9 protein-coding genes are annotated in these 25,480 nt (G+C 44.4%); 4 read left to right on the top strand and 5 right to left on the bottom strand.

The window, feature by feature from the left end:
- Window positions 1-86: 86 nt before the first annotated feature.
- From rtxA to rtxH, 3 genes are read right to left on the bottom strand one after another with little or no spacing between them, the layout of a single operon-like run.
- A complete protein-coding gene (gene rtxA / locus AACS90_RS03550; protein ID WP_099121725.1) occupies window positions 87-12,938 on the bottom strand; it encodes an MARTX multifunctional-autoprocessing repeats-in-toxin holotoxin RtxA in 12,852 nt (4,283 codons plus the stop codon).
- A gap of 26 nt (window positions 12,939-12,964) precedes the next feature.
- On the bottom strand, window positions 12,965-13,426 hold the full coding sequence (gene rtxC / locus AACS90_RS03545; protein ID WP_099121724.1) for an RTX toxin-activating lysine-acyltransferase RtxC: 462 nt from the start codon (window positions 13,424-13,426) through the stop codon (window positions 12,965-12,967).
- Window positions 13,427-13,450: 24 nt separating this feature from the next.
- Complete coding sequence (gene rtxH, locus AACS90_RS03540; RefSeq protein ID WP_099121723.1) at window positions 13,451-13,816, bottom strand: protein RtxH; 366 nt, start codon at window positions 13,814-13,816, stop codon at window positions 13,451-13,453.
- A gap of 509 nt (window positions 13,817-14,325) precedes the next feature.
- Here rtxH and AACS90_RS03535 point away from each other — a divergent pair.
- From AACS90_RS03535 to AACS90_RS03520, 4 genes are all read left to right on the top strand, one after another.
- On the top strand, window positions 14,326-16,467 hold the full coding sequence (locus tag AACS90_RS03535) for a peptidase domain-containing ABC transporter (protein WP_099121722.1): 2,142 nt from the start codon (window positions 14,326-14,328) through the stop codon (window positions 16,465-16,467).
- The gene (locus AACS90_RS03530) at window positions 16,460-17,815 is read left to right on the top strand and encodes an HlyD family type I secretion periplasmic adaptor subunit (RefSeq protein ID WP_099121721.1); all 1,356 of its coding nucleotides are present in this window, start codon (window positions 16,460-16,462) and stop codon (window positions 17,813-17,815) included. Before AACS90_RS03535 ends, AACS90_RS03530 begins: the two co-directional genes overlap by 8 nt.
- A 2-nt stretch (window positions 17,816-17,817) precedes the next feature.
- Window positions 17,818-19,962, top strand: coding sequence for a type I secretion system permease/ATPase (locus AACS90_RS03525; RefSeq protein ID WP_099121720.1), 2,145 nt, complete (start codon window positions 17,818-17,820; stop codon window positions 19,960-19,962).
- Window positions 19,963-20,072: 110 nt separating this feature from the next.
- Window positions 20,073-21,050: a GlxA family transcriptional regulator gene (locus tag AACS90_RS03520; protein ID WP_099121719.1), complete on the top strand. Its 978-nt coding sequence runs from the start codon at window positions 20,073-20,075 to the stop codon at window positions 21,048-21,050.
- A 49-nt stretch (window positions 21,051-21,099) separates the two neighbouring features.
- Here the strand turns inward: AACS90_RS03520 and tnpA are convergent, their stop codons facing one another.
- Complete coding sequence (gene tnpA, locus AACS90_RS03515) at window positions 21,100-21,543, bottom strand: IS200/IS605 family transposase (protein WP_099121718.1); 444 nt, start codon at window positions 21,541-21,543, stop codon at window positions 21,100-21,102.
- 189 nt (window positions 21,544-21,732) lie between these two features.
- Window positions 21,733-25,470: a hypothetical protein gene (locus tag AACS90_RS03510; RefSeq protein ID WP_099121717.1), complete on the bottom strand. Its 3,738-nt coding sequence runs from the start codon at window positions 25,468-25,470 to the stop codon at window positions 21,733-21,735.
- Between the last annotated feature and the right edge of the window lie 10 nt (window positions 25,471-25,480).

Genomic DNA, 25,480 nt, shown 5'->3' with positions numbered 1-25,480 from the left:
ATTTTGCTAACGAGTAAAGCGTGATTAATTGCCGGTGTTGTCTGGTGGATAAGCAAAACACCGGAACAATAAAATACTGCCAGTCATCAGGTTAACTTAGATTTCCCGCTTGTTGTGTCTGCCCAGGCAGCGATAATGGTTGATTTTGTCTGGCTATCCAGAAAATCAATAAAACCACTGTCACCAATATCAGGTGCAAACCCACTCATAGCCTGTACTAATGTATCCACTGCACTGGTTGAGAGAGCGGTATACTCGCACTCACCCTGAGTATCTTTATTCCCCATCCGGGTAATGATATCCGCACGATTGCCATTAAAGTAATCAGTGAAAGTCACAGACCCCAACGCTTCAAATTGCCCTTGTCCCGATGTATCGCAAATATTGCGATTAGTCAGCAATACCAGATCATAGCCGCTGCGCTGGAACCACAAGTTCTGCCAGTTGATATTATTGAAAATAATCCGGTCACCCAGTTTGATATCTTCAACGACGTTATCAATCACATCACCACTGACGACAAAACTATTGATTCCAGAACCACCTTTGAAGTGGTTCTGATAGCCGCCCAACACCAGCAGATTATTACCTTCACCGCCATTAAACCGGCTGAATTTAGAAACCACATCTGCAATCAGATGATCATTACCAGCCCCACCGTTAATCACTGCGTGATAGCCCATCAGCTTAATAGCATTATTGCCTGCGGTGCCATCTATCCGGTTATAGTTGCCGAATACGGTTGCAAAATCATCACCCGCGCCCAGTAAGACCTGATTGTGATTACCGATGGTGACGACATAATCCTGATCTTCACCCGCATCAATACGGTTGAAATTACCGGAAGCCACGATATAGTCACGTCCTTTACCACCTTCAATCACGCCACCTTCACCAAAAGCAAAGACCTGATCATCGCCCTCTCCCATATAGGCGTAATTAATGTGTCCGGCCAGCACAGCAATATCATTGCCTGCCCCCCCAAACATCATATTTTCACGCCCCATCAGAACCCCGAGGTCATTACCTTCGCCGCCAGCGAAGATGTTGGAGGTTCCTACTGAGTAAAAGACATCATCACCACGGCCACCCCAGAAGTTATTGTTATCGCCCAGATACGCGCCCAGATCCTTGCCATCACCACCCCAGTTAAAATTGTAGTTACCGAGGGAAACGTGAATATCACCATCACCTTGCAGATGCCCACTGTTACGCAGGAAATCAAATGTATTATCCTGCATGTTCAGCAGGTCTGCCGTCAGGTTTGCTTTCAGATTACTCACCAGTGATTGCATTTCTGCCTGTTTATCCTGACTGAACAGCGTCGCAAACAGGTTTGGCAGGTTCAGGGCATTAAATCCGAATGCGCGTTCCGGCTGCTCACTTTCAGTTTGCTCTGTAAGTTTATCTCCTTCATTCAGGGATATTTTATCTTCTGAAGTGTCATCAGGGGCTTTCGCTTTCAGCCCGTGACTTTCGGCAAAGGAGTTAATGCCATCAGTACCGGTGTTCAACCCCGCTTTCAGGCCGTCGAGTAACTTTTGCGGATCAGTAAATGACTTCAGCTGATCACCGCTGAATTCACCAATGATTTCCAGCATTTCCTGCATGATGGCAACGCCATCCACTGGCTGGCCGCTACGGGAAACAATACGTCCGTCCGGTGTGTAATCCACGCCAAAAATATCCGCCAGTGTAGTATCCGCGCTGACACCGGCCAGATTTCCCAGCAGTTTATTTTTAATCTGGCGCGGCAAATCGGTCGGGCTGAATGTAAACGTGGTTTTTGCCATGCCTGTGGCGGTATATTCCTGCGTCATCAGGCCAAACACTGAACCCAGATTGGTATCCAGTATCGACTGAATGTTGTCACCGAACATGAAATTCCAGTTACCGGTTGTCACCTGAATATCCGCACCCTGCCCGCCAACGGCAAAGTTAAAGGCCAGTTTCTCATTCGCCTGACGGAATTTATCCGCCCGACTAAGTTGGCTCAGTTCAGGTTTATTACCTTCTCCTCCCAGCCACTGGTTGTATTTCTTATTCAGCGTGTTTTCGAGATCATTTTTCAGCCCACGGCTGCTGCGCTCGTTCTCTGTGTTAAGTTCCGTCAGAGTTTCATATTTGACACTGCTGGTCAGATCAAGACCGGATAAATCACGGACATATTTCTTCGCGCCCTCCAGTGTCCACTGTTGATCCTGCGCCGTCAGCCAGTCTGCTGAACCAAACAGCCCACTCGAACTTTGTGCTGCAACGTTTTGTGATGAAATACTCTGCAATACTCCGGAAATACGGGCTGCGCCATCAAATGGATTAATTAATGGCGGGGTCGGAATGGATTTTTCCAGCATCACAATCAGATCATTGCTGCGCCCCAGATTGAAACTGATGTTACGGTTCCCCACAAACAATTGTGCGCCTTCAAATGCCTGATAACCGGCGATATCAACACTGTGCTTGCTGTCTCCGTTCCCGATGTGAACCATCACATTGTTATCACCGAAAGCCAGCGATTTGAAACCACCATTACCCACCTTGATCCCCACATTCGTGGTTCCCCAGTTAATGGCGGTAAATTCACCCTCACCAACCTGTACCTGAATATTGCCGGAATAACTCAGATGACGATCAGAAGCCGTATCATTCGGGGCATTGCTATTCGGAGCACTGTCATTCTCTTTTTCACGCTGTTCGGGTGCATGGAATGTCTCGGTATTTTCAGCGATTGCCCCTTTCGCCCCGGCTTCAGCACCGGAGTGACCGACAAGAGACAGCGCAATGTCATTTTCAGAGATACCACGGCGGATATGTTCAGAATATGACTCCAGTTCACCCTTGTCATTCCAGCCCAACACAATTTTGTTGTCCACCAGCTTGTGAACCCACTGTTCCTGAGCATCCCGTGTATGTTTGCGGCCGGTGCTGTCTACCGCAACTTCGCTGCTACGGGCTGATACCGTAGTACGCAGTCCCTGATCGTCAAGTGCTGAAATAAAGCGACGGGCAAAACCATCACGCTTGTCATCACCAATCAGTGAGCAACCAACAAGGCTGATATGTTCAGGGGTTCCTGCCTGTCTGAAGTCTGCGCTGAACTGTTTCAGTTTCAACGCCAGCTCATCGGCACTGTATCCTCCCATACGGGTCAGGTTCTGGGCTGATTCATCACGCCCGTGCCCGACTATCTGCCAGCGTAATTTACCGGAAAGCTGAGCCGGATCGCCGTAAACCACACGATACTGACCGTTGGCATCAAGCTGGACAATAACACTGGTATCAGGGTGTTTCCCTGCCAGACTCGCAGCGGCTTGCAAAGCAACAGGATCGTTTTCCGTCTGAATAATGACCTGGCTGTTGAAGCGGCTTTCTCCGCCTTCAGCATGAGGTTTAACCGCAACTTTCTCCCATGTTTCGACATGCTGATTGTTAACCACACGTTCAACAGCTTCTGGCGTATTATCTTTAAGCGGTTTTTTCACCTCATTGATAGCTGTATCGTTATAATCTTTTGCCGGAAGCAGACCTGATACAATCTGTTCAGCATACTGGTTCATTAACCGGTTGCTGGCTGTATGATCATAGATAGTCTGTTCACCCGATACCTGATAACCCTCTGCGACCAGTTTAGTACGGAGTTTTTCACCCGCGTCACCCAGCCCTTCGTTATCAGTCAGCAACATGATTGGTGTCTGTTTCGAAATACCCTGTAGATTTTTCTCAACTGAGAACTGACCATTCACCGCTTTTGCCAGTACACCAGTGATACCTGCCGGGTTTGGTACTTCATGGGCAGTTATCGCTTTGGTCATGCTTGGCATCGGTCTGTCCAGCAATAAACCGGATACCGACTGGCCATGATGTTCTGCATAACGGGCAAGATCGGCCGCAACCGCGCCCCCCATTGAATAACCATGTATGATGATATTTTCTGGTTTGATACCACGATCATTAACCAGATAATGGAACATCGTACGGGCATCCTGATACAACCCTTTTTCATTCGGGCTGCCATCGCTGGAACCATAGCCACGCATGTTCACTGCCAGTAAATCAATACCTTGCTTCTGGTAATGATTCTGAATAGCACCTGACTGTTCTTCCGCTGATGAACCGGAACCATGAATGAAAAGAACCACTTTTCTGGATGGATTCTGGCTAGTGGCTGCATCACTCCCTTGTTCAGCCTGCCTTTGATCAGATACGTGATAATAACCTGTCAGGCGTCCGGCATCTCCACCTAGCGTGACTTTTTCCGCCGTGCCGCTTTCTACTGCATAATCCAGCAGGATTTGCGTATCTTCATTGATATTGCGGCGGGCATCTTTGGCACCGAAAAGTTCATGATTCAGGAAACGTTTCACCGGATTAAAAGGTTCCTGATCCTGTGGTGGTGTGCCATCATTCTCAATAGCCACCTTTTCCACTCTTTTCGCTTCCACGATTTCCGGTATCTGGCTCTTGTCGTTACCTTCAGCCTGATCCTGATCTGTCAGATCCTCACCAATGCGACGGTTTTGCTTCCTGACCGTATTTTCCGCCTGTGCTGCCTGTGATTCCTGTAGAGCCTGCGCATAATTGAACAGCTCGGTTGGTGTCCAGACGCCAAAATGAGGCTGCCATTTATGCCCGATAACCTGATCGGCACCGCCCGCTTTGAGCACTTTGGCAACAATGCTTGAGCAGTTACCGGTCAACAGCTGGTAACGGGCGTCAGGGTTCTGGCTGATTTTATGCCATTCAGCCTGCATTGCGGCCACATCCAGCCCCGCCAGATTAATGCGGAAAACACGCCCCTGATCCGGTTCACTGGCCTTGAAATCCTGAATATTGCTCAGTTCACGTTCGGCAAACTGGCGGATCACATTAGCCACTCGTTTTTCAGTCAGCTCTGGTGTCTGCTGTTTTGCCGCTGTCCGCAATGCCTCAGCAAAGTTTTTACCCACTTCCAGCATATCTATGCTGCCGTCTTCCCACTGCTGCATGAACGGGCGGGAGATATGTTCCGGCACGCCGGCAGATTTCAGCAGGTTAGGATTGGCAAGGGCTGCCATCGCAAAACCTTCGCTGATCTCCTCAAATCTTGCATCAACACCTTTTGCGGCCTGTAATTTTTCAATAAACCGCTCCAGCTTACGTGAGCCATCGTGCAGGCCGAAATTGTCTTTCTCCTCGGAAGCAACATCCAGCTCCAGCGCGTCATTTTGTCCCGCCGGCTGGCTGAGATCACGCCAGCGCAGTTTTACATCCGGATGCTCTGCGGTGGAAACATCAAAAATACGGCGGACGCTGGTTGATTTACCGCCTTTCGGCCACCAGCTGACATAGTGTTTTTCATTGAACTCGGCAGCATTTTCAGCCGTAATTTCCATACGCCCGTGCCCGATTTGCAGGGCTGCATGCCCCAATCGGCTGTGATCGCTGGGTTTCCAGATAAACAGTGTGGCACTGACCGGAGACAATTGCTGTTCAATGGCCTTGTGGATTTTTTTCAGGCCGGAGACATCAAGCCCTTTACCATCTTTCGCTAAATCACGGGGATGCAGGTTGGAGAAAACCGCTTCCGCCACTGACTGACCATACTCTTTAGCAACCGAGGTTTTAACCTGTTCAACCGCTTTTTCCGCCCATTCCGTTTTCACCACCGTCTGAATATTGGATTTTCCACGGGTAACGAAATTCCCCTGTTCATCAATATAAAGATGCTTGGATTCTTTCAGGCTGGCATTGCTCAGTTTATTGTACAGATCACTGAAACTGCCTTTCGCGGTGCTTTCTACAGTGGATTCGGCAATCGCCAGTGTTTCATTCAGACGCACCTGAATTTGTGATAGCAGGTTTTTCAGTGCAGGAGTACGTTCTGAATCAGGGTGCCCCAGAAGATAGCCTTCCACCTGCTGACGCAGACCGGAAAGCTTTTCAATGGGTTCCAGATCATAATCCCGGCTGTTTTTCAGCTCGTTTTCATAACCTTCAAGTGCATCCAGTACGTGCTGATAACTGTCTCCCCGGATCTTACCTTTAACGTATGCCGCTGCCTGCAACTCATCAGCAGACATCAGCTCAGTTTTTGGTTTATAGCTCCAGCTACCGTCTGCTTTTTCAGCCAGAATGCGGGTACGACCGTTATCATGAGAAACAATGCGATCTTCTACCAGATACAGCGTATCAGGCAGTTGTTGGTAGTTATCATAGTTGGCGAGAATAAAACGTTCGACCGCTTTGACTTGTTCAGCATTATCCGTGTCTTCCACGATAATGCTTTTGAAGCCGGTAATTTCAGAGCCGTCACTGTTCCTGCCCGGCCACGGGCGGATTTCAAAACCATCATAATCATCAGATTCACGCACCAGCAGATTACGCTCAGTACGCAACCCGTAGAATGGCAGTGCCTGATTCAGCAATGTGTCGATGGCACTGGTTTTGATATCCAGATCAATCAGGGTATCCGGCTTATAGCCGGTAGGGTTCTGTGCCAGCAGCCTTTCCTGTTCTTCAAAGCTGAGTGAATCAAAACGTGCTTTGACAGAAACACCGGCATCCGTCAGTCTGCGCCCGATATTTTCCGGTAATACGCCCTGATATTCTTTGGCTGCTTTGTCCAGCAGACGAATTTCCCCGACCAGTCCTTCACGCTGCAACTGGCGCAATACCGGCAGTTCAACATTCCAGAAATAGTTACCCAGACGCAGGCCACCTTCTGCGATAACATAAACATCATCACGTGAGCCGGTTGCGTACAGGGAACTCCAGAAACCGGTATTACTCCGTGCCGATGCGTTAATCACTGATTTCAGCGCATTCTGCTCAGCAACATCCGGGTCAAGGAATATGCCTCCCCAGCGCATCAGGGTTTTGTTGAGTTCGATGGCAAATGAATTGCCTTTTACATCAATATCGTAAACAACCTTTTTGCCATCCGTCTGGGCAGCATCGAGAATATTACGGTACTGTTTGAAATTTCTGCCTGACCAGAACGAGACAATGCTTTTATCGCCATGCACAGGCTCAAAACTATAACCATAATGTTCCAGCCTTGAGACGAATTCGACCCGCTTATCCCAGTTATAATCAATGGTGGCATCAACAAACAGTTTTGCCAGCGAGGTTCTCTGTTCTTTCGGGATGCTGTTTTCCGTGCCATTCAGGTAGCCTTCAACAAACGTCACCATTTTTTGTCTGAGCACATCGGGAATATCTGCATCCACACGCTCGAAACCCGGCACCGGAATATAATTTTCCGTTGCGAGGTTATTATCGCTATCCAGCCACTGATAAATATTAGCGACTTTCTGTGCCCTGAGCGCTGCACCGGAATTTTCTGGCGTATCAGTATGTTCCGGCTGGCTTTTGCCTGCTCCCAGTGCATTCAGCCCACTGAGATCCAGACCGGAAATTGATAGCTCTCTTCTGACAGGCACGGCTGGTGTTTCATCCGTACTGACAGTGGATGATGGCTTACTGACAGACGGCTGCGCTATTCCTGTATTATCGGCGTTCGGGGTTATATGCTGCTTTCTGGCTCGTATACCCGCATTAATTTGCAAGCGATCCAATGCTGCTTTTGCATTATCCAGCTCGCCCAGATCTTCTTCCAGATATTGCAGTTCCGGAGCAAATTCGTTTTCTGCCTGAACAGCAGATTCAGCATCAATAAAGGAATGCGTTTTCCCGGCCTGATTTTCAGTCTGCTTTTTAGTATCGGTATCAGCAGGGATCTGTCCTGACAACCCGCTTCCCGCCGCTTTCTCACGGTTCGGTAGTTTGTTGCTATCAAGTTTTGCAGCTTTGGCATCTGACTGCACCTGAGCTGTTTTTATTTCTGCCGCAGATACGGCATGCTGACCACGTTGTTCCGCCTTCTCGGCAGCGGATTTTCCGTCACGGCCTGCCTTCTCAGCCTGCTGCTGATGAGCAATAGCCTCCTGCTCCCTGAATTCAATATCAGCACGGGCATCTTCAATCTTCTGCATGGAGTGCTGACGATCCTGCTCTCCTTTGTTAGCACCTGATTCAGATTTAGCAACGGCGTCTTTCACTTCTCCCAGACGCTCCGCTGAGGCCTGCTGAGAATGTTCCAGCTGCTGTTGTGCCGTCTCTTTTGCACTGTCGAGCTGAGTCTGGATGTTACCTAATAAACCGTCAGCATACTGATCACGCCACTGCTGACCGGATTGCCCATGATGCGTAGAGTAATCATTCAGCGCTTCCAGCCCTTTGGTTTTTGCTATCAACTCTTGTGTGATCGACTGGGCTTCATCCCTGATGGCTTCACGCTGCGACTGACCATTGGCATTCAGCGCCGTCAGATCGGTATTTTCCAGTTGTGCCTGAGTGCCGGAAATTGCCGCCAGTTGTTTCTCTTTTTCCTGTGCCAGTCGCTGGCGATCAGCTTCTGCGTTTTCCTTGTCCTGCAACGCATTTCTGGCTGCCTGATCCTGTTCCACGTAATCAGCAATATCTTTGTCTGACCATTCAGAGCGGGCAACGACATTATCCAGCACAAAGCCTAAGCCATCACTGATACCTGTACCGGCAAATTCGAGCCGGTTACTGCCTGCCTGTGCAGTGAGGTTTAATGTTTTATTTTTCCATTCCGCTTTACCGGTATCATCTGCCCAAATGGAAAAAACAAGTTCCCCGTTCCAGAGTACATCTATGCCATTATCGTCAGAAAGATTGGCACGCATGGCGTAATCAAAACTGACGCTGATAGGCTCTCCCTCAGCCAGTCCGTCGATATTCTGATAAATACGGGTGTTGATATCCACATCAAGTTCACTGACCCGCTCGCCATGCCCCTCTTTGCTTAAACCATAAGAAGCAGCGGAAGTGTGAGCTTCAATCCCGTTTGTGGAATGCCAGCCCGCAGAACCTTGCTCAAAATCACCATTAACAATCAGATTACCGGCCTGACGTTTTTCATGGCTGAGACTACGCTGCATTGCCTCAGTATCCGGTGTATCCACCTCCGACACCGCACCTTGCAGGCTCTCACTCAGATCAGAAGTGACTTCATCCACTTCTGTCAGTTTAAAGCCATCCAGTGAGGAAACTTCCGGCAGATCAATGGCTCCGCGCCCTTTGTGGGTTCCTGATGTGTTGACCTCATCACCGTTTACCAGATAGCTGATGCCCTGACTGCCTGCTGAGCCAAGCAATGTCTGTTTGACGTTATCAAACAGTGCGCCCAGTTTGTTACTCTGGGTATTGCTGGTTGCGACAGCCAGACTATAAAAGTCACCATTACCAACCTGAACGGCGACGTTATTCCGGGCGTAAGAGGCGTTGATGTTCAGACCGTCACCCACACGGATATTGGCATTACCTGTGCCTTTCATGACAGAGATATTCAGGCCATCACCCACGCGGGTGTTAACGTTATATTTGCCCCATGCCACGTTGACAGAGACACCATCACCCACTTTGGTATTAACATTCAGATCACCATGAACTGCAGTGACACTCAAACCGTCACCCACGGTTGTGGTGATATTGCCTTTACCTTTGGCAACGGTTGCCTGAATACCATCACCCACTTTGGTGACAACGTTACCCTGACTCCATAATGCGTTGAAGCTGTCCCCTTCACCGATCTGAGTCACGATATTGGCATCACCTTTAGCCAGTACAACATTGCGTCCATCACCGACTTTAGTAATGACATTCGCTTTGCCCCACGAGCCGGTGTAATCATCACCATTGCCGATATGGGTAATAATATTGGCCTGTCCCTGAACAACGGTAATTTCCTGACCATCACCCACTTTAGTGATGACGTTCGCTTCCCCTTTGGCGAAGTTGTAACGTTCTCCGTCACCATAGTGCGTCAGAATATTGGCTTTACCCCAGACTGCATTCACGCCTGCGCCATCACCCACTTTGGTAATGATGTTGGCTTCGCCTTTGGCAAACCCGATCGTGTCACCATCACCAATGTGAGTCATGATGTTACCGATTTTAGAAACCAGCAGGCCAACAGCGGTTCCGTCACCCACTTTGGTCAGAATATTCCCTTTACCGTTCAGCAGGGCGGCTGTTGTGCCTTCCCCGATATGGGTGACTACGTTGGCCTCTGAGGACGCTACAACGCCCATAAAGTCATTACCGACTTTGGTCACAATATTTGCTTTACCCAGCGCCAGTACACCCGTCATACCATCACCGACGTGAGTCATGATATTGGCCTTGCCAAACATCGCTGCCAGTGTTGTGCCATCACCGACTTTGGTCATGATGTTAGCCGTACCGGCAAACAAACCGATGCTGGTGCCTTCTCCGACATGGGTATAAATGTTGGCCTTGCCTATCATTAATGCCGCAGTCAAATCATTACCGACTTTTGTCAGAATGTTGGCTCCGCCAATCATGGCGGCAAAAGTGGAACCATGACCGATTTGCGTAAAGATATTCCCTTTGCCGATCATGGCAGCAAGCGCATCACCGTTACCGGCTTTAGTCGCAATGTTACCTTTGGCGATCATCAGGGCAACACTCATACCATCACCGATATGGGTGAATACGTTGCCGAATGACAGCATCAGTGCCAGCGCATCACCATTCCCCACTTTAGTGAAGATATTGCCGCCACCCGCCATCAGTGCACACGCATTGCCCTCACCGACATGGGTAAAAATATTGCCGAAAGCAAGCATAGCGGCAATGGTTTCGCCATCACCGACTTTGGTGAAGATATTTCCTGCCCCCGCCATCACGCCCAGAGTTTGCCCGTCACCGACATGAGTCAGGACATTGCCCAGCCCCAGCATGATGCCGGTGGTATCGCCGTTACCCACTTTGGTCAGGATATTCGCCCCGCCCAACAGAATGCCGGAAGTGTTTCCATCCCCGACATGAGTCAGAACGTTAGCCCCGCCGCCCATCACAGACAGCAGATCACCTCTGCCTTTTTTGGTCAGAACGTTAGCACCGCCCAGAGCAATGACTTTTGTATTATCAGATTTGGTCGCATCTGAGTGATTGCTGATGTGGGTAATAATATTCGCGCCACCCAGCATGCCGGATTCAAGAGAGCCTTCGCCAATCTTGGTCAGAATATTGGCGCCTCCGGCCAGAATGGCAGACACTTTTCCCTGTCCCATCTGAGTCAGAACATTGGCACCGCCAACACCCGACCAGACCGCATCACCATGACCAATCTGAGTATGAGTATTGAAACCACCTCCCATTGAGACGCGGCTGTTACCATTTCCTTTATGGATGGAAATGTTACCGACAGCCAGAAGATGGGCAAGATAGCGCCCGTCACCGACACGAACCAGCACGTTAGCTGCACCACCGGCATTGACTTCCATATCCCCGCGCTTCCCTTGATGAAGAAGCACGTTGGCAATTCCGGCACCATTAAATTTCAGATTGCCTTCTTTGCCTTTTTTGATGATGACGTTTGCACCACCGGCACCGTTAAATTCCGTATCACCGAATGCAGATGTATGTTCAATCACATTGGCAATACCTGCGCCACTGAAATAAACGTTGCCTTTTGTAACATTGGATTTGATAACGTTACCGCCACCAGCACCTTCAAAACGGACATCACCTGAAGTTTCACGACGCTCAGTCACCGGAAACAGTGACTGGTCACTGTATTCGTGTGTACTGGCAACACGCTCTGTGGTTGTCTTTACCATTCTGGCGCTGTAATGGAGATCACTCAGTGAATAACCGCCGGTTCCCATCGGGCTATAACCGTCGCTTTCTGAGATGATTTTATCTGCCAGATTGACCGTATGGTCGCCTTCCTTATACCAGGGGCGGGCAATATATTGCAGTATTCCGGTTTCAGGATCGTTTCTTAATTCAACCACAACGATTTTGGTGTAAACACCCAGCTTTTTGGCATACACATAGGTGTTTGGCATGCGATGGGATTTAACCGCTGTTACATCAACCTTGGTGCCATCCTGATAAACCGCATAGCCGCCCATTTTGGCATCAGATAAAATGACATCGGCGGCCTTAATGCGCACACCACTGCCATATGTCACCCATTCGTTTTCTGTCAGTTGTTGCTCTACTGCCTGAATCGTGGTGGCTTGCTGGTGTTCAACAACCAGATTTGACAGGGTATAGGCTCCGTCAATTCCCACATCCACAAAACCGTTCTGCGCAGAGATATCCTGTTTTTCAAGCCCCTGAAGGTGATTACCCTCTTTATACCAGGCGGTAGAGTGGTAGGTCAGTTTTCCGGTTGCGGGATCATTGCGAAGCTGGATTTTATGAATTTTAGTGTAAGTGCTATCAGCAAAGGCAAACAGGTAAGTGTTCGGCTCCCGTGTTGACTTAATGCCTGACACCTGATTATCGCTGCCAATCCATGACCCATTCATGGTCGCACTTTTCAGGATAATCTCTTTGGCATTAGCGTACTCTATGCCTTCGCCGCTTAAGTCACTGTCAGCGCCTTTACGGATAATCCGGTTATATGCGCCCGCTCCGGCAAAGTGGATATTCCCCTGTTCTACATCGGAGTACAGGCTGTTATAACCACCGGCGCCTTTAAAGCTGATATCACCTTTTACACCTTTACGGGTGATCCCGTTATAACCGGAAACCCCCGCGTAGTTGATAGCACCGTTATCACCGGTGTGATTGATGTTCAGCCCACCAGCAGCACCGGCAAACTCTATCGTACCGTTATGTGTTTTATTAATGGCGGTATACCCTGACCCGCCTTTGACCGTCAGGGAGCCACTTGTATCATTGATGTTCAGATAACCGGCACCACCGACAACCGTATCATGACCCCATGTTGTATTGACTGTGGCACCGATTGACCCGACGACAATATAATCATTACCGCCATAAGCATTAATAACGCCGCCAACGCCTATCGCATGTATTGTGTTACCGTCATTATCATCCTCATATCTACCGGTAAAGAAGTATTCCGTACTTCGGTTAGATGATTTCCCCATAAATATTCCTGGTGTTGGGCAAAAAATTAAACAGTAAACCACTGTATCCGGCGGATACAGCGGTCATTTTTAACATCCAGAATACCCCGGACAGTACAGGCTCTCTGGCCTTTCCAGGCCGCAAATACACGGCGGCGCAAATCCCGGGCGATATCATGTGCATGCCCGAATGGGGCTATCATTTCTGGAAAAAAGATATGCTGACCAGAGCGCCAGTCTTCATGCAATATTTCCCTTTCACCGGAAAGAATTGCCGCGCGGCTGCTGTCAGACAAAAAAGCCCAATTACAAAAAGCAACTGGGCGCTGGTATTCATCTTCGTAATAGCAAAACTGATTGAGCTGAAATGACGGTAAGATACGTTGTTGCCATTCGGCAACTAAATAACGGCGATGCAGGGGGGAATGTTGGCAAAGTAACATTACCCCGCCAATGATGGCCTGTATTTCAGTCTGATTCAGGGTTGCCTGTTGATGTGTGATCATCATAATAAAGCAACTATCCGGCTGATTTTATTTTGATTTTTTAGTATTCCGTGCAGCACGTTTTTCCGGCTGTTCAGCTTCTGCAACTGTATTGTCAGCTTCAGCCGTCGCAGGGCTTTCATTTATTTCCGGCATCGGCAAAAAACCGGCTGCAATCAGTTTATTGATTTCGGCTTCCATACGCGGATCTTCGAGCATACCTTTCACCATAGAAACCATATACATAAAACCGGATGCCGGCATATGGATAACTTGTTTTAACTCCAGTTCCTGATCGTTTTCGGCCAGTACACCATTTGCCATTCGCTGAGGATCCTGACCAACAAAATAAAGAGAGAACACGCCTTTATTGTAATTAACGCTTGAAATTGTTTGAACAAATTTTTCAGACATATCACTATCCATTAAATAAATATTAACCCAATGTTAAAGGTATATTAAATTGAAATAATTAAATGATAAATGAATGCTATACTCCGCAGAATTTCATTTATTATTAAATTCCGTTTTTGCCGTAAATTGATTACAAAAAATCAGTTGGTTAAAGCGTATCAAAAACACCATTACAACATGAGTGAATAATCAGAATGAAGATTTAAAACATACATAAAATTCAACATAATCTGTAATGGCAGACAAAATAAGAGAGAAAAAACAAATAAATTACCGGCCACTTTGATCGAAAATATATCTATTTGCTCTTTAAAATCAACATATAAATATTAAAATGTCTGTTTAGACACCACATTTTGTCCCAATAACCCACGCTAATATCCACAATCATAGCAGATAATAATTGTTATTAGATTTATTAAAAATATTTCATCGAGAAATACCACACTCTTTTTCTGGTTGTTTCTTTAATTTGAGTTTTGACTTTCGTTACAAATAGACTTCCATGCATGAATGAAATAGAAAAAACAACATTATCATTAATTAAATTAATAATAATGATATCTAATGGCAAGCCCTCGGTTATATCTGATAAAAACATAAACAATAATGATGATTACCCTGCCGCTTTAAATAAATTAAAGAAAGAACACAATATATCCATTAAAAATAAGCGTTCGATAAAGAAGAAAATTAACACTTTATCTTTACCGGCAATTCTGTTTGACAATAATGGAAATCCTTTTATTTTAGCAAAATGCGATGAACATCGGGTGCTAATACAAAAGCCCCATCAGGAAAAGCCGGAAATATTGGATAAGGAAGATTTTATCAATTTATGGAACGGTCATTGGCTAAAAATAAAGCAAAACAGTAGCCAATTTAATATCCACTGGTTCATTCCCGAATTTATCAGGCAGAAGAAAAATCTGGCTGAAATACTGCTGTTTTCTTTCGTTTTGCAGATCTTAGCCCTGATCTCCCCCTTATTCATTCAGGTCGTGATGGATAAGGTATTGGTACATCAGGCGCTATCCACACTGGATGTACTGGTTTTCGGTCTTATATTCGCCGGAATTACTGAAGTTGTCCTGAGGGGACTGCGCGAGTATCAGTATTCCCATACTGCCAACCGGATTGATATCAAACTGGGGCTGAAACTGGTTCAACATCTGTTTGGACTGCCTTTACTGTTTTTCAAAACCCGTCAGGTGGGCGCGATTGTCACACGGGTACGGGAACTGGAAACCATCCGGGAATTTTTAACAGGATCGATGTTTACATTATGCATTGATGTCCTGTTTATGTTTGTGTTCATCTATGTTATGAGCCTGATTTCCGGCACATTAACCCTGATTTTTCTGATTACCATCCCCTTCTATGCCCTGCTGGCATGGTGGGTTACACCGAAACTCGAAAAATCGGTAGAAAAACAGTTCACTCATGCGGCGCTCAATACGTCATTTCTGACAGAAACTGTCGCAGGGGCTGAAACGCTGAAAAGCCTCGCAGCAGAACCACGTTTCACCCGCCGCTGGGACAGCCAGACTGAAAATATGGTCAGTACCAGTTATGAGGTTCAGCAATGGGATAACCGCTCCAGTCATCTGGTTATGCTGTTACAGAAAGTCACCAGTGCCGTTATTATCTGGCTTGGCGCATCCGAAGTACTCTCCCTGCATATGACTATCGGTCAGTTGATTGCCTTTAATATGATGGTTAATCATACCCAACAGCCGTTAGCCAAACTGGTTCAGCTCTGGGGGCAATTTATCCGTACCCGGATTGCCGTCGATAAGCTGGCAGATATGCTGAATTTACCGACAGAGCAGCAGTCTGTCGCAAAGCAATCCGTAGAAAAACAGGCAGAGAAGAAACAGGTGGCACTAACCGGTGCTATTTCCTTCTCTGATGTCGTTTTCCGTTATCAGCCTGATATTCCTCCGACCATTAACCATTTCACACTGGATATCAGGGCAGGAGAAACTCTTGGCGTTGTTGGCACATCCGGTTCCGGGAAAAGTACCCTCGCCCGTCTGTTACTGCGCCTATATACCCCGGAGCATGGAACAATCAGGCTGGACGGTATTCCGTTACAACAACTGGATACGGAATTATTAAGGCAACAGGCCGGGATCGTGTTACAGGAAAATTTCCTGTTCAATAAAACCGTCAAGGAAAATATTGCCCAATCTCGGCCTGACGCACCGCTGTCTGATGTTATTGAATCTGCAAGGCTGGCAGGCGCACACGATTTTATTCTTAAACTGCCGTTAGGGTATGACACGGTTATCGCAGAAGGTGGTCAGTCACTGTCAGGCGGGCAGCGACAACGTCTGGCGATTGCCAGAACCCTGCTCTCCGATCCGCGAATTTTGATCCTCGATGAAGCCACCAGCGCGCTGGATGATGAATCACAGGCCATTATTCAGACCAATATGGCGGGTATTGCTCAGGGAAGAACCGTCATCACTATCGCACACCGGCTCTCCACTGTACGTCAGTGCGACCGGATTATTGTGCTGCATCACGGCCAGATCATCGAACAGGGCAGCCATGAAAAGCTTTTACAGCATGGCGGGCATTACCAAAAACTCTGGCAGTTGCAACAGGAACTAAAACAGGAACAGGAGGGTTCTTCCCATGTTTAAGGCCATTTTGCGTAAAGGGCTGAAACGCCTGCGTTCCCCTTCTCAACATTACGATTTTTTACCCACGCATCTGGCATTGTCGCAACGCCCGCCTTCGCCGTTTGCCCGCTATACCGCAATCGCGCTCAGTATCGGCGTACTGGTACTTCTGCTGTGGGCTTATCTGGGAAAACTGGATGTACAAGCCACGGCAACCGGACGCCTGATAGTATCCGGTCGTTCACAGGTGATTCAGGCCTATGAGCAGAGCCGTCTGGCGATTATTCATGTCGCCAACGGGCAACACGTTGAAAAAGGCGCAGAACTGCTGACACTGAACACACTCGGTGTCAATCAGGACATTACACGTATGCTTGAACAGCGTGAATATCTCACCGAAGAAAAGATCCGTTATCAGGCATTGTTGGATAATCACGACCCCAAATCATCCGAACTTTTTCAGCAACAATCCGCTGTCAGTCAGAAAAAAATTCTGACACATTACCAGCATGAAAAGCAGGAATTCGATGCGGTTGTAACCAATATTTATGCTGAAATGAATGTCAATCTCTCTTCACAGAAAGCCAAAGAGAATGATATTCAGGCACTGAGCAACCTGCGCCAGAATATCAGCCAGCGCTTACAAGCCAGAAAAACATTAAGCCAGCAGCAGGTTATCAGCCGGGTGGAATATCTGGAGCAAGAAAAAGAGTTTCTGGAGACAGAACGTCTGCTGACGCAACAAAGGGCAGAACTTGGCGTCCTGATGACGCAGAACAAGAGTCTGGAAGAACGGCTGAAGAGCCTGAAAACGCAAAAAGATCGCGAATGGTTTGAAAAAATCAAGCAGGCGGATATGCAGCTATCTGTACTGAAACAGGAGCTGTCAAAAATGAAAGAACGGGAAGAGCTTTCAGTCGTTCGCTCTCCGGTAACAGGTACCGTCCAGCAGTTGAGCGTCCATACACTGGGGGCAGTGTTGCAACCGGCACAAAATCTGATGGTGATTGTTCCTGACGACCATATACAGCTGGCTGAAGTCCAGATCCTGAATAAAGACGTTGGTTTTATCCGTCCGGGGCAGCAGGTCACCGTAAAAGTCGATGCATTCCCTTATACCCGCTATGGCACCATTGAAGGCAGATTGTTAAGTGTTTCCCGCGATTCCACGGTAGATGAACGGCTGGGGCTGGTGTTTCCGGCACAAATCAGTCTCAACCAGAACAATATTATGGTTGACGGCAAACCGGTTGAACTGACAGCCGGGATGTCAATTGTTGCGGATATCAAAACTGACCAGCGACGAGTGATTGATTATCTGCTCAGCCCGATTCGCGAATATCAGTCTGAAGCGCTGAGGGAAAAATAATCATGGTAAATGTTTTTTCCGATAAACGTTTTTCAGGTACAGACGGCACTGATACAGAAAATCACGTCAATAATCATGCTATTGAGTGTACCGTCTGGCTGGGAAAACAATTCCATAAAGTTGCCGATGCCGGGCAATTACATCATGCGCTGGGGCTGGATTCGCTGGAACTGACGGACTGGCAGCTACGGGAAGCGGTGGATGCCATCGGGCTGCACAGTAAGTTTGATTCCCTGTCAGCAGAAACTGCATCGACTCTGCCACTGCCTGCATTGATTGAGCTGGAGCAGTGCTGGTGGGTATTGCTGAGTATTAATGCAGACCGTTTCACCGCACTCAATCCCATTACGGGAGAACAAAAAGTACATGCTCTGCGCGATCAATATAAGATCCTGCTGGTTGCCGAAAAAAGCCTGACTAAAAAACACGTCAAATTTGGCCTAAGCTGGTTTTATCCTTCCATTTTCAGGCAGAAAAAACAGTTAAAGGATATTTTCCTGCTGGCTATTGTATTGCAGCTTTTTGCACTGGCAGCACCTTTACTGTTTGAAAATATCATTGATAAGGTATTAGTCGGACGCAGCCTTTCCAGCCTGCATGTTCTCGGTCTGGCGATGCTGGCGCTCGCCATTGCGGAACCTCTGTACGGGTTTATGCGTAATACCGTATTCGGGCATATGGCAAGCCAAATCAATGCGGAACTTTCCGGTCGGCTTTACCGTCATCTGGTAGGGCTGCCACTGCCCTATTTCAAACAGCGTCAGACAGGGCAAATCATCGCCCGCGTCAGAGAAATGGCTCAGATCCGCCAGTTTCTGACCGGTTCTACCCTGATGTTATTGCTCGACCTGATCTTCATTGTGCTGTTTCTCGGCGTCATGTTCCATTACTCCAGCCTGCTGACATGGATTGTAACCGGATCACTGGTTCTCTATTTCCTGCTCTGGGTAACCGTCGGCCCGATTATCCGGCATAAAGTGGAAGCCGAATATGAAGCAGATGCTCAGGCAACCAGTTTCCTGACTGAAGCGGTTACCGGTATCGAAACCATCAAAACCACAGCAACAGAAAAGCGCTTTCTGCACCAGTGGCAGGCCGTACTCAGCCGACAGTTAATTCAGCGTTTTTCCGCCCAGAAAAGCGGGCTTGCGGCTGGGCAAGGGATCGCACTTATCCAGAAAATTGTGGCCGCATTATTATTGTGGTGGGGTGTCAAAAGTGTGCTGGCCGGAGAACTCTCTCCCGGAGAACTGATTGCCTTTAATATGCTGGCCGGGCATGTCACCCAGCCAATCCTGCGTCTGGCACAGGTATGGCAGGATTTTCAGCATACCCTGATCGCCCTGAGACGTGTCGGCGATATTCTTGATGAGCCGATGGAAAACAGTAAACAAGGGTTAGTTTCTTCCCCTGAACTGGCCGGACAGATTGAATTTAAAAATATTCGCTTCCGCTATCATGAGGATACCCCTGAAGTACTGGCGAACCTGTCACTATCAATCAGTGCGGGGGAGTTTATCGGGATTACCGGGCCATCCGGCTCAGGGAAAAGCACTCTGACCCGTTTATTACAGCGCCTCTATATACCACAACATGGTCAGGTTCTGGTGGATGGTATGGATTTGGCTATTGCAGATCCGGTATCGCTGCGACGTAACATGAGCGTAGTTTTACAGGAAAGCATTCTGTTTTCCGGCAGCATTGCTGACAATATCCGCCTGTGTAAACCCAATGCCACCGATGAAGAACTGTATCGCGCTGCGACTCTGGCCGGTGCCATCGATTTCATCAATCAGTTTCCCCATAAATTCGCCCATCCGGTCGGGGAAAAAGGCGGTAACCTGTCCGGCGGCCAGCGGCAACGTATCGCTCTGGCAAGGGCATTACTGAATGACCCCAAGATCCTGATTCTGGATGAAGCAACCTCTGCACTGGATTATGAATCCGAAGCCGCCATTATGAGTAATATGGATGAGATCCGCCAGAACAGGACTATCATCAGTATTGCCCACCGGCTGAATACGCTTCGTCATGCAGATAAAATATTCGTCTTAGATCAGGGAAGAATTATTGAATCCGGTTCACATACCGACCTGTTACAACAAAATGGGCTTTATGCTCAACTCTGGCATCAGCAAACTGAGTGATTATTACGGCAGGAAATTCATTGAAGATGTGGATTGTTTCATCTTAAAATTAATTTCATAACGAAATTAACACAGCATTGTAAGATGTTCTTAAGGAAGAGAATACGACTATGAAACAAATCTCTATCACAGCCCTGGTTTTTTCACATTCATCAGTCACATCGGTTACCATGCCGATTGAAATACTGACTATTGCCGCCAATGCTATTGGCGGCCCCACTCCTCACGTTCATGTTATTTCCCCCTCCCTTCAGAAAATGGATGAAATCCATGATAGGCTGATTGAATCTATCCCGGTATCTCACAGCAGCCTTTATCAGGTAGAGTATCCTGACCTCATCCTGATCGGCTCACTGGGTTTTCCAAAATGGCAGCCACAACACTGCTCACCGGAAATAATAGACTGGCTTAAAGCGATGGATGAAAAACATATTCCTATCGTTTCCGTATGTTCTGGCACGTTCATGCTGGCAAAAGCCGGTCTACTGAAAACAAGTGCAACCATTCATCCCCATTTTTCTGCTGAATTTAAGGCATTATTTCCCCATATTCCCCTGTATATGGATAAAAAAATCACTTGTGACAATAACCGTTTTTGTATTTCCAGCGCTTATGGCACCGCCAGCGCCATGATGAATATTGTCGAGCTACTCTATGGTAAATGTGCCAGAGAGCATTGCGCGCACTTTCTGTTCGGGGAAAACGAAAACCAAAGTTCGTATGATTCAGTCAGCTTTGTTCCTTACCGCCAGCATTCTGATCTGCTCATCCACAAATTACAGGACTGGATGCACTCTTTCCCTTCTGAGATTTTATCCGTCGCTGATTTAGCCAGTAAAATTCACCTTTGTGAACGGCAAATGAAACGCAGATTCAAAATTGCCACAGGGCAAACCCCCATCCAGTATATTCAGAAAATACGGTTGTCACAGGCCAAACACTGGCTGGAAAAGTCACAAAAAACGATTGAAGAGATCAGCCATGAAGTGGGTTATGAAGATACCCGTTATTTCAGGGAGTTGTTTAAACGCTGTAATGGCCTGACGCCCAAAGAGTATCGACAGAAGTATCACCGCTATACTGATTAATGACCTATTAGGTGATAATGAAAAACCCCGCCGCAAGCAGCGGGGTATCTTAAAACAGTGCAAACTGATAGTCTGGATGTAATTTGTTATATTCTTTACCTTGATTTTTAACATATTTGCCAATCATCTGTTCGTCTCCATGTTTACCAACTGTGCTGGCAAAATATCCATCTGTCCAAAATTCTCCGCCCCATAGTTCCTTTTTCACTTGAGGGCAACGTTTGAATATTTCTCTTGCAGTCAGACTTTTTATCAGCGTTACAATTTTTGTCACACTGTATGTTGGCACCGATTGGATCAAGAAATGCACATGGTCTTTGTCTGTACCTATTTCCAAAAATTTCAGCTGATACCTTTGCTCAATTTCAAGGCAAATATCTTTTAGGACTTCATCTACCTGCAAGTCAAAAACTGCCTTGCGGTACTTAGCGGGTAACACTAAGTGATACAACAAGATGGTGACATTATGACTTTTATGGATGTATTCGCTCATTATGTTAGTTTACGCCGCAAGCGGCGGGGAATTCGACCCGAAGAGATTAAAATCACTCGTTGTAAAACACCCGCTTCCTTCAGATTAAAAATCTGATATCTTTTTATTTCGGCCAGTTGTTTATATACCATCGTACATTATTCTTTTAGCAAACTAACTTTAAACAACTGACCATCTTTCTTAGAAGTGTTACTCATCAAGTAAGGATGCTAATTTAATACAGGCACCAAGAATTCCTAAAGAGAATTGAAGACCCAAAGTAATGACAACAACCCGAATATCCATAAGAGTGCCTACACTAATAATTTTTCCTATTCCAAATGAAATACCTAACACGGCATCCATCCAAAATAAACTTTCTACAAAAACAAATACAATAGTAATAATAAATATAAATAAACCACATATGATATTCCCAACAAAAGTTAAAATATTTAAAGCAACTACTTCCGGATCGGATAAATTTATATAAAATACCAATATTAATCCACACAACAGAGAAATAAGGGTTAAGAATAAATAAAAAATCCAAATAATAAGTGAAAACCCACTATTAAAAGAATAAAATGCAGTGATAATTAAATTTATAGTAGAGATCGAAGCATCAGCTATATTTATTATTCCCATGGAAAATTTCTGCAGAGTACCTCCAGAATTTTTTGAAAAAGTAAAAGCAAACACACGTAATATTCCAAGGATCGATGATAAAAACGAAAAGCTTGTGCTAAGAATTTTTAGTATTTTTATATTTTCAGAATCCTTAGTGTATTTTTCATTCTGTATTTTTGAAATACATTTAGTTAGGACAGTTAAATGATTATCTTTTGGATTTATGATATCCAAGAATTTATTCAAACTAATTTCTTTTTTAAATTTTAAGATACTTTCTTCATTAGAAAATAATTGAGTACCTAATACTAATTTAGACAAAATAGTTGTTGGAATAGCAATAATCAATGATAAAAAATCGTTTAAGCTTGGATTATTTTCAGTGTTTGTAATAAATTTGAAAAATTTTGACACAAAAGGAATCTCTAAAGGTGTATCCATAAAACTATAAAACTTATCAACTATAGATTTAATTATTTCCATAACTGATTTAAATAACCCAATAACATATTTTATTCCTTCATCCATTAATGATTTCAAAGAATTAAAAACCTCTATCATTGTCATAGATAAAATAGAATCTATGTCTTGATGTTTAGTTAATTTATCACAAACCGATTTGTATTCTTTAGATTTTAAAAATTTACCACTGTACTCTTCTGTATTTTTTATGAAATCATCTATTGACTTATGACTAGAATCAACCAAGAGCCCAACTTGATTTTCATTGGATAACATTACAATATCATTGTTATTACTCTTAATAAATTTTTCCAGTAAAAAATTATTAGAAAAAGCTTGTTCTATATCTTTATAAATATTATTATTTTTACTCTCATACAATTCCATTTTAGAATTGTAATAACTAACATTTTTACCCTCAAGGCATTTAATCACCTTATCTAAATCATTATTGTCAATTTCATTAGATTTTCTTAAAATACCTTCAAATTCTCCTCCCTCTTTTTCAATCATTCCTGTAAGAGCTCCTTTTTGCATAGATAATAAATGAGAAATAGCTTTCTTGGTTCTCATAATATCCTTCCAATCAAAAACAAACCCAATCCATTCAATAATTTTATCAATTGTTAGTTTTATAGAATTAAATATTTCTGATGCTAAATTTAAAGCGTCACTCGCAAATTTCACCACTGCATTAAAAATTTTCTTAACTCCCTCCTCAAAAAATGTAAATGTACATTTAACAGCCTTGCCATATTCGTTAACCACAAATTCACCAATCTCAAAAATTTTATTTTTTACATTTAAAATAAAATCACCTATATCACCAAACCACTCAGGCAAACCAAATAAATTAGTTAGTTTATCTTGAATATCTTTTTCATTGAGTTCACGGTAAATTGGTATACCTGCACTTAAGTCAAGCATCCATGGTTGGTACTGCTCAGGTACATTCAATGTCTCTAGCTGACGTAATGTTTCAGTAAGATATTTTCCAACATGAATATCTTTTTTAAATGTACTGCGTAATTTAGGTGCTGTATCAACAAGCTCCATACACTTTTTCACACCATCCACTACTGAATCTGCAACTTTTTTCTTAATTTTATTAGGTAATAACGGATTACCTTCACTATCCTTAGCATTGATTAATTCATCACCCGTTAACGTAGACAGACGTTTTTTAATATCCGCATATTGACGAATAGCAACAGGGGAAGGATCACGTTGAGGCAAAGTAAATGATAATGCTGCTACACCTAACTGTTCAGCGGGTTGTATAATGATAAAACTCCCACGGGCGTTCGTCTTAATTTCTATTTCCTGATATTCACCAAGGAAATATGTATCACCATTAATCATCAGCTTAGTTTGTGCAGATGATGATATTTTTACAGGTTCATTAGTTAATGGAAATCCTGCTTTATCTTTTATATATAACTCTGTGCTATAAGAAAAAAATTCTTTTATGGATTTTTCTATCCCTGGTGTTATATCACTAATAATCCATTGGTCATTTTCACGTGACCACATTGAACGAATAAAGGTGTTATTTTTATCAACAAAAAAGACATTAACCCCACCTGATATGCTCAAGAGTGTACTGTATGCTGTATTATCATATGACATTACCTGTGTATTAATTCGAGTAGGCTCGCTCCAACCTTTGGGAGAGTTATTATACTCCATCATATGATATAGAACAGATTCATGTATACGGCTTTTATCTTCGTTATAATCTAGAAATAAATGTGTTCTATTTTTACTATCAAGTGATAATTTAAAATCAAAGATATCTCTACCTTTTGGTGTTATATTGAGATCTTTTTCAGAGATAACTTTATCAACTAATACTCTATCACCATCAATACGCAATGAAACAATATACTGATGCAAATATTCCGTGTAAATTTTACAGTAAATTTTGCTTTTTTTCTTTCCATTATAAGAATATTCAATTTGTTTTAATTTCTCTATTTTTTTTATTTTCCCGTCTAATATGCAATCTTCGGCAAAGTAATATGCGTATGAATCCACTTTATATTTCATTGAAAAAATATGACATATAAACATATAGTCGGAATTATAAGTATCATATATTATATTAAAATTAATAAGTTCATCATAATTATTACCTATAAGTATAGAATTAGTTACTTCATGACCCTCTTTTGTTATGGTGGATAAAATTATATCAAAATTTATATTGGGCTCACCGGCTTTTTCATTGGTAATATTTAATGATTTTTTGAAATTATCATCCACTTTATTTATTTTTGATTTATTTATAATATTTTTTCTATTATTTGAATTCACTGTGTTATGAAATTGTTTTTTTATATTAAAATAGTTTGAGCTGATTTCTATTACTTCTTTGCCATCCATCTCAATTGTTTTTATACTCATTTCATTAATAATATATTCAACACCATCATTATCATAATGATATTTTGGTAAATGATATTTTTTTTCACTCGAAACCCAACGTTCACCATCTGTTTCTTCATTCTCATAAATATATTTTATGTAATCTCCATTTATATAAAATACGACTATCCTACCATTATCAAATGTAGTTAAATATATATTTTTAATATTATAATCATTATTGATTTCAATAGGAATTTTTTTACTACTATATCCACTATACTCACCCCCATTAGCATTAGGATACATATTAATGACATTTACATTATTGCCAACTTCCTGATAAAAAACCTCAATTTCTCCATTTCTATTCTCTATAGTTTCAAGATTATCATTTATATTATGTTCATTATTATTTTCCATCTCATAGTTTTTCATAAACTTAGTGATAGACGTAGAATTGAACATTAATTTTTTTTGCGTAGTCATAATAATTACC

It is taken from the genome of Xenorhabdus sp. KK7.4, from assembly GCF_963876465.1.
In the GTDB taxonomy this organism is placed as follows: Bacteria; Pseudomonadota; Gammaproteobacteria; order Enterobacterales; family Enterobacteriaceae; genus Xenorhabdus; species Xenorhabdus stockiae.
This window is presented reverse-complemented; position numbering and strand designations above follow the sequence as displayed.

Bases quoted from the DNA above. Each gene is read 5' to 3' on its own strand.
- AACS90_RS03535 (WP_099121722.1), top strand. From the start codon at position 14,326: ATGAATGAAATAGAAAAAACAACATTATCATTAATTAAATTAATAATA.
- AACS90_RS03530 (WP_099121721.1), top strand. From the start codon at position 16,460: ATGTTTAAGGCCATTTTGCGTAAAGGGCTGAAACGCCTGCGTTCCCCT.
- AACS90_RS03525 (WP_099121720.1), top strand. From the start codon at position 17,818: ATGGTAAATGTTTTTTCCGATAAACGTTTTTCAGGTACAGACGGCACT.
- AACS90_RS03520 (WP_099121719.1), top strand. From the start codon at position 20,073: ATGAAACAAATCTCTATCACAGCCCTGGTTTTTTCACATTCATCAGTC.
- tnpA (WP_099121718.1), bottom strand. From the start codon at position 21,543: ATGAGCGAATACATCCATAAAAGTCATAATGTCACCATCTTGTTGTAT.
- rtxC (WP_099121724.1), bottom strand. From the start codon at position 13,426: ATGATGATCACACATCAACAGGCAACCCTGAATCAGACTGAAATACAG.
- rtxA (WP_099121725.1), bottom strand. From the start codon at position 12,938: ATGGGGAAATCATCTAACCGAAGTACGGAATACTTCTTTACCGGTAGA.
- AACS90_RS03510 (WP_099121717.1), bottom strand. From the start codon at position 25,470: ATGACTACGCAAAAAAAATTAATGTTCAATTCTACGTCTATCACTAAG.
- rtxH (WP_099121723.1), bottom strand. From the start codon at position 13,816: ATGTCTGAAAAATTTGTTCAAACAATTTCAAGCGTTAATTACAATAAA.